The sequence below is a fragment of the Polaromonas sp. P1_G2 genome (assembly GCF_056405515.1).
Genome location: NZ_JBFUBY010000714.1, coordinates 1 through 602 on the forward strand (window position 1 = coordinate 1; position 602 = coordinate 602).

At 61.6% G+C, this 602-nt stretch carries 1 protein-coding gene; it reads right to left on the reverse strand.

Annotation, left to right across the window (positions count from 1 at the left end; all coding sequences use genetic code 11):
- Positions 1-3: 3 nt before the first annotated feature.
- A partial coding sequence (locus AC1D0P_RS27120; protein WP_477679563.1) for a class I SAM-dependent methyltransferase occupies positions 4-602 on the reverse strand: 599 nt, incomplete at its 5' end.

Consider the following 602-nt stretch of genomic DNA (forward strand, 5'->3'; position numbering starts at 1 on the left):
TCTCTACGGGATCGCGGTCACGAAATGTGCCCGGATCTTGCCTTCGATCGCACCGGAGCCGAAGTGCTTTTCCAGCGCTTCGGCTGCTTTCTCGGTGATTTCCCGCAACCGCCCCGGTGCTCGAGCTTCGATCTCGCCGCTGAGCGGGCTGCCTATGCAGTAGCCTATGGCCGCATCCGAAGCCGACGCGGCGCGGCTGAGATGATCGACGGTTTCGAACTCGACAGAGGAGAAGCCGGCCGCCGTTACGTCCGCGCTGATCTTTTCGAAATCGCAATAGCCATGCGGGGTCCGCTCCATGAAACGCGGCGGATTGTCCGGGAAAAGCTCGGCCAGCTTTGCGCCGAGGACCGAGACAAATTCATTGGTTTCAATTCTGTCCCAAACGGCGAAGACATAGCGCCCGTCCGGTCGAAGCACACGGCGGGCCTGGCCGAAACCCTTGACCTTGTCGGGGAAGAACATAACACCGAACTGGCAGACCACCACGTCGAACAGGCTGTCGCCGAAGGGCAGAGCCAGCCCATCGGCCTGCTTCCAGCTGACGCGGTCATCCACGCCCTCGCGTGCGATCGCTGTGTCCAGCATGGGCTGGCTAAGAT